Source organism: Bacteroides sp. An269 (assembly GCF_002159755.1).
Classification (GTDB): domain Bacteria; phylum Bacteroidota; class Bacteroidia; order Bacteroidales; family Bacteroidaceae; genus Phocaeicola; species Phocaeicola intestinalis.
Genome location: NZ_NFJG01000164.1, coordinates 1 through 5,984, shown reverse-complemented (window position 1 = coordinate 5,984; position 5,984 = coordinate 1). Strand labels below are relative to the sequence as shown.

At 42.5% G+C, this 5,984-nt stretch carries 5 protein-coding genes and 1 pseudogene; 2 read left to right on the top strand and 4 right to left on the bottom strand.

The genetic code is table 11. The features are described from left to right. Nucleotides 1-244, top strand: a pseudogene (locus B5F71_RS18240) (hypothetical protein); the annotation flags it as partial. Nucleotides 245-328: 84 nt separating this feature from the next. On the opposite strand, the gene B5F71_RS21185 reads toward B5F71_RS18240, so the two are convergent. The 4 genes from B5F71_RS21185 to B5F71_RS18225 form a co-directional block, all read right to left on the bottom strand. Next, nucleotides 329-1,168 carry an outer membrane beta-barrel family protein gene (locus B5F71_RS21185; protein WP_262483263.1) on the bottom strand — a complete coding sequence of 280 codons (840 nt, stop codon included), beginning with the start codon at nucleotides 1,166-1,168 and terminating at the stop codon, nucleotides 329-331. A gap of 13 nt (nucleotides 1,169-1,181) precedes the next feature. Continuing rightward, nucleotides 1,182-2,651, bottom strand: a complete 1,470-nt coding sequence (locus tag B5F71_RS21180) for a TonB-dependent receptor (RefSeq protein WP_262483262.1) — start codon at nucleotides 2,649-2,651, stop codon at nucleotides 1,182-1,184. A 180-nt stretch (nucleotides 2,652-2,831) separates the two neighbouring features. Next, nucleotides 2,832-3,143 carry an SPASM domain-containing protein gene (locus B5F71_RS18230; protein ID WP_087213206.1) on the bottom strand — a complete coding sequence of 104 codons (312 nt, stop codon included), beginning with the start codon at nucleotides 3,141-3,143 and terminating at the stop codon, nucleotides 2,832-2,834. 163 nt (nucleotides 3,144-3,306) lie between these two features. Further along, on the bottom strand, nucleotides 3,307-5,118 hold the full coding sequence (locus B5F71_RS18225; protein ID WP_087213203.1) for a hypothetical protein: 1,812 nt from the start codon (nucleotides 5,116-5,118) through the stop codon (nucleotides 3,307-3,309). A 139-nt stretch (nucleotides 5,119-5,257) separates the two neighbouring features. Between B5F71_RS18225 and B5F71_RS18220 the strand changes: the two genes are divergently transcribed. Further along, nucleotides 5,258-5,984, top strand: a 727-nt coding sequence (locus B5F71_RS18220; protein ID WP_143269942.1) for an Rpn family recombination-promoting nuclease/putative transposase, incomplete at its 3' end; no start/stop codon positions are given.

The window sequence follows — 5,984 nt, the reverse complement described above, 5'->3', positions numbered from 1 at the left end:
AATCTACCGGGACTGGAAAAATACCATTGATACTGCGAAAATTAAATCGAAGGAAGAAGGACGCAAGGAAGGACTGAAAGAAGGACGCAAGGAAGGACTGAAAGAAGGAGAAAAAATCGGTATTGAAAAAGGAGCAAAGAAAAAAGCAATTGAAATGGCACAAAGCCTGAAGGCTAAAGGAGTTGCAATCAGCATAATTGCTGAATGCAGCGGATTGTCCGAAGAAGAAATCAACAGCCTGTAGGTTAGTTTGTAGGTTTTTGAGTTTTTTAGTTTTTAAATTCTTGAGTTAAGCATAAGAGAAACTTAAAAACTCAAGAACTCAAAATCACATGCGGCTCCGCTGCTCCTGTCCTGCACCCGTGCCTTTGTACTTGCTCTTTGTGGCATTGAATTTGTAGCGCAAAGTAAGCGTGAAATAGCGGCGCGATTCTTGATCAATGGTTATTAAGCGATTGCCGCCATATATCGTGCCCCATGCGTTACGGGAATTAAACAAGTCTATACCTTGCAGCTGCAAACTGAGGCGTTCATTGAAAAAAGCTTTGCGCAGGCTGACGTTAAGTGCCCAGCCTACTTCGCTGACGTGCCCGTTTTCATTATCACCGGGTGTATCGAGCGATGCGTCTACATCCAACAGCAGTTCCCAAGGCAGACGGAAATTGTTGCGCCAGCTGAAGCTGCCCATGGGGTGGTTGAAGTTCTTGCGTGTGCCGTCGGGCATATCCACCATATACCATTGCTGAAGGTACATCAGCGTGAATTGGGGCGACCAGATGCCGATGGTAGGCGAGAAGCTGAGCGTGGCGTAGATTTTATCTGAATCATACTTATTAAAGTAGCTTAGCAGCATGATGTTAGGCTCGTCTTCCGAATAGGTACCGCCCAAGTTCACAATGGCGTCTTTGGTATGTGTATAGCGGGCATTGAAGTAAATCCACTTCCAAGAGGCGTCCAATGACAGGCGGTTGATGATGGAAGGACGGAGCAACGGATTGCCACTCTCGTAAGTATAACGGTTGGCATAGGTGATGTTGCTGCGCAGCATGTAATAAGTCGGACGGTAGATACTGCCCGTATAACTCAACGAAAGCTGCGTCTTGCCCACAGGAAGAGAAAGCGCAAACGTAGGGAACACATTGTCATACGTACGGCTCTGCTCGTCCACAAGGATTTCATTCTCATAATAAGTCGGATGCCAAGTGCTCGTAACGCACGCCTATCTGAGCCTGCAGCTTGCCGAAACTGCGGCTGTACTCCAGAAAGGCAGAAGCGGCGTTCTCGCGGATATTGCTGTGGTCGTCATCCAAAATGCCCTGGTCGTTGATATAGGTATTCGTATGGTCGGTATAAGTATATTCCCCGCCGAAAGACAGGTTTCCGTCCCACAGGGGACGGCTGATGATAAGCTTGGCAGCATAGAGCGTGTTCTCGTCCTTGTTGTAGCTGGTAACGTTCTGCTCCTGCAAGGCTTCGCCGATGGGGGTATATTCTTCGGTCATATCCTGCAACGTCTTGCTGTATGACCACATGCCGTCGGCATTGAAGTCAATGTTCCAGTCGCCTGCCTGACCGTTGTAATAAGCATTAAAGGAGTGGGTAGTAGCCGGAGTCCTCTGCCAGCCCCGGCTGGTGTTCTCTTCATAAAGCGAACCGTCCCGGAACACTTGCGAGTACATATTGATATTCCACCAGTCCTTGGGCGTACGGTTGAAGTCGTAACGCGCACCGGCTGAATGATTCTCGTTGAACTGGTAATTGAGTGAGAGCATAGTGGAGATATTCCGGGAGCCTCCTGTTGTAGAAATGGAACTCTCCTGCCGCCAGGTATTGTCGAGGAATGTTTCAAAAACCCCTGTCTTGTTGTCTTCACCCTCGGTTTTCGAACCGAAGAGCATGCCGCTCAGGTCGAACCCGCCCTTGCGGTAGTTAAAGTTAAACTGGTCAAGCACATTCCAGCCATAGTAATAACGGGTGAGGAAACGGTTGTTGAATCCGAAACCTTCGCCCTGCGCCTTCTTGGTATAGATGCGCACCACGGCTTTCACCGTCGCATCATAACGTGCACCGGGATTGCGCACCACCTCTACACGCTTCACGTTATCCGATGAAAGCTGGTCCAGTTCCGAAGCATTACGCATCTTGCGCCCATTGATGTAGATTTCAGCCGTGCCCGAACCGAACACGTTTACCGTACCTTCTTCCGCCGATACGCCCGGAAGCTTGCTCAGCAAGTCATTGCCCGTACCTGCCTTCTCCAAGATAGTGCCCGTCACATTCGTCACCTGCGCATCACCTTTTAACTGCACTTTGGGCAAATCGCCCTTTACCACCACTTCGCCCAACAGCTGTGCATCGGGCAAAAGCTGGATGGTTCCCAAGTCCGGTTTATCTACCTTATTATATATAGTAGCATAGCCGATAGAGGAAATCCGGAGCAACAGGTTCGGTTTCTCGCTACGCAAGGTGAAAGCACCCGATTCGTCACTTACCGTTCCCGTCACGAAAGCGGAATCGGGAAGGGATAACAACACTACATTGGTGTAAGGTAAGGGCTGGCTTTTCTCGTCCGTTACCTTGCCACTATATACCTGTGCAAAGGTTGTCAAAGAGACACAGCAACACATCAATAAGTTTAACAAACGTCTCATGTTCCTTTATTTTTTCTGTTAAAATTTCATTTGCGACTGCAAAAGTAAAGTTTTTTTGTATTTACAATATAATTTGCTACAAATATATATCGCTACAATCCATTCTTAGGAGCTTTTGGACATTATTTTTCAAAGAAATGATTTTTCGCTATCCTTTCCTAATTGACTGTATCTTCAGCTTTAATGCATTCTATATTGAATACTTTTTTGATAAAAGCTCTTAATAAATTCTTCCAGCCCTGTATCCAACACATCTTTTTTACAATAATCTATATTTTGAGTTACAAATTGATATTTACGCATAAAGCATGGCCCCCCACAAAGCGGAAGCAAATTACATTCCATACATTTGGTATCCTGTATATAAGGTGCATTATCAATGCCTTGAAGTTTATTTTCATCCCAAACAATCTCACCCTGTTCATTCAACATACCAAACGAATTTTGAATATTATAATCCATGGCTGTACAAATTAAAATTTTACGTTTCATGTTTCTTAATTTTTGATTGTTTTTACATGCAGCAAAGATAGATGCAACAATTCAAAAATACAAGAAACAAGCATAAGCATCATATAAGCAAAAATAAATATATAAACAACTGATAATCTTGCGATTATAAATTAGTATTCACATTTAATCTAAGCATTCGCTGTCAATACTCCCAAATCCATAAATCAAAGCTTCTTTTAAGTGGCTCATCTTTCAGTATTTCATGGATTTTATTCTTAATCCGCTGCTTAGCTGTAGATACGGAAGCAGGAGAAAGATTCATTAAAACAGCTATTTCACCAACAGATAAACGCAACTTAATCAAACAACAAAGCAACAATTCCCTTGGAGGCAATGACACTTTGTTAGTCAAACGTTTCGTGAATTTATCAAAAAGCGTATCAACCAAGAAATAAACGGTCTGCTCTTCTGCATAATCTAACCCAGTCTTTCTTTGGTGCAGATTAGAGAGAAAAGGATATTCTTTTTGAATAAAAGCAAACCAATCTTCCTCCCGTTGTTTAGAACGTCGTAATTGCTCTGTTACATTCTTAATTTCATCTGCTTCAGGAAATGTGCCTGTGTATTTTTTCATATTTTCATTCAAACGGATATTTTCTTTACGGAGTTGTTCATTTGCATCATGAAGTGAAGCTAACTCTTCCTTCTGTTCAGCCTGTTGTTCTACCAATTCTTTTTGCTGTTCTACTTGTTCTTTCAACTCCGCAATATAATTATTGTTTCGATCTATTAACAATTCATTTTCATGAAGTTGAAAAGTCAAACTATTCAGTTCTTCTTCTTTTCTACGCAAAGCAATCTTACGATGTAAATAAAAAGCGACCAACAACATCAACAAAACTAAAGCCACAATAGTTGCCAATAATAACAAACGAGTTGTATATGCCTTTTCTAGTTCTAACCGCTGATTTTGAGTAACCAACTGCTCTTTTTCAAACTTCTCTTTATAAAAAATAATTTCCCGACTTTTATCTAAAGCACGAACAGAATCTTCATAGAAACGTAACGAATCACTATAAGTTATTATATATTTATGATACTGGGGTTGACGACCCAATTGCAACAAGCTTCGATATACCCCCATACGTGTATAAACATTTGATGTATTCAACGCTTGATTCAAATAATAATAAGCCGAATCATATTGATGCAAATTCATATAATTTACTCCTATTCCATAATAAGATTGAGCTGTTGGATGGTTATTCCCTATTGCCTCCCACTCTAAACTCAAAGCTTTATCATAATCTCCTATCACACTATATATACCAGCCAATTCACTCTTCACTGTATTATATGACAAAATACTATCTGCTATTGATGAAGCTTGCTTATAATATATAATGGACTGATCATAGTCTTTTTTAATAGAATAATACCTGGCCATAAATCGCAATGAGTTCATTTCATAGCGTTTATTTGAATCTTTCACCGCATAATCATACGCCTTTTGAAAAACCTCCAAAGCATAATCCGTCAAATGCCTATAAAGATAAAGATTTCCTAATCCCGACATTACCAAATATCCCAATTTATAATCGGAGGTTTTTTCTACCTCAACTTCTGCTTCCAAATAATAAGCAGTAGCTGTTTCAATCTTTTGCAATCTATAATTTACCCCACCCATATAAAGTGCCGACATCGCTTTGCACCGCGCATCATCGGTAGGTTTGTAATAATCATACGCAATACGAATCAACGAATCAGAAGGAATAGGAAGATATTGCTTGTATTTCGCTTGCGTCACCAACAGACACCACAAAGCATGCTGCTCCTTATCCGTAGGCATGGGCATAGATTCTAAAATACGCAAGGCACTGTCGGGATGGTCGAACATCACCGCTTCCGCCCGCTCCAGTTCGGGCAAAGGGGCAGCTTTCCGCTGAGAGCAGCCGAAGAACAGGTTCATCACACAGAAAATCAACAATAGGCAGGTTACGGCATTCGGTTTCATAGCTTGTCCTTTTATGCCTGCAAAGATACAATTAAAATGCAAACAGACAGAGGCACAAGGAAATAAAAAATCAGTCTTCGCAAATTACAAAAAAAAACACTATATTTGCATACGTTACACTCCTAAAACACCGGCAATTATGGACAGAAGAGAACTCAGCGACAGATACGTCAACCCCTATACCGACTTCGGATTCAAGAAGCTGTTCGGCACCGAAATCAACAAGGACCTGCTCATCAGCTTCATCAACAGCCTCCTGCACGGAAAGGAAGTGGTGAAAGACCTGACCTACCTCAATACGGAGCATTTAGGCACCGGCGAGGCAGACCGCAAGGCGGTGTTCGACGTGTATTGCGAAAATGAAAAAGGAGAGAAGATACTGGTAGAAATGCAGCGGGGAGAGCAACAGTTCTTTAAAGACCGAAGCCTTTACTATGCCACTTTCCCCATCCGCGAACAGGGACAGAAAGGCGAATGGGACTATCGGCTGAAAGCCGTATATGTCATCGGCATCCTCAACTTCACTTTCGATGAGCAGAGCGATGATTTTTATCACCACGAAGTGAAGCTCATGGATACCCGGAGCAAGGAAGTGTTTTATGACAAGCTGACTTTCATTTACTTGGAAATGCCCAAGTTCAACAAAAGCGAAGAAGAGCTGAACGGCATGTTCGAGAAATGGCTCTTCGTGTTGCGCAATCTCTCACGTCTGATGGAACGTCCCAAAGCCCTGCAGGAACGCATCTTCACCAAGCTATTCGAAGCCGCTGAGATTGCCAAGTTCACCAAGACCGAATACGACAGCTACGAAGAAAGCCTGAAAATCTACCGGGACTGGAAAAATACCATTGATACTGCGAAAATTA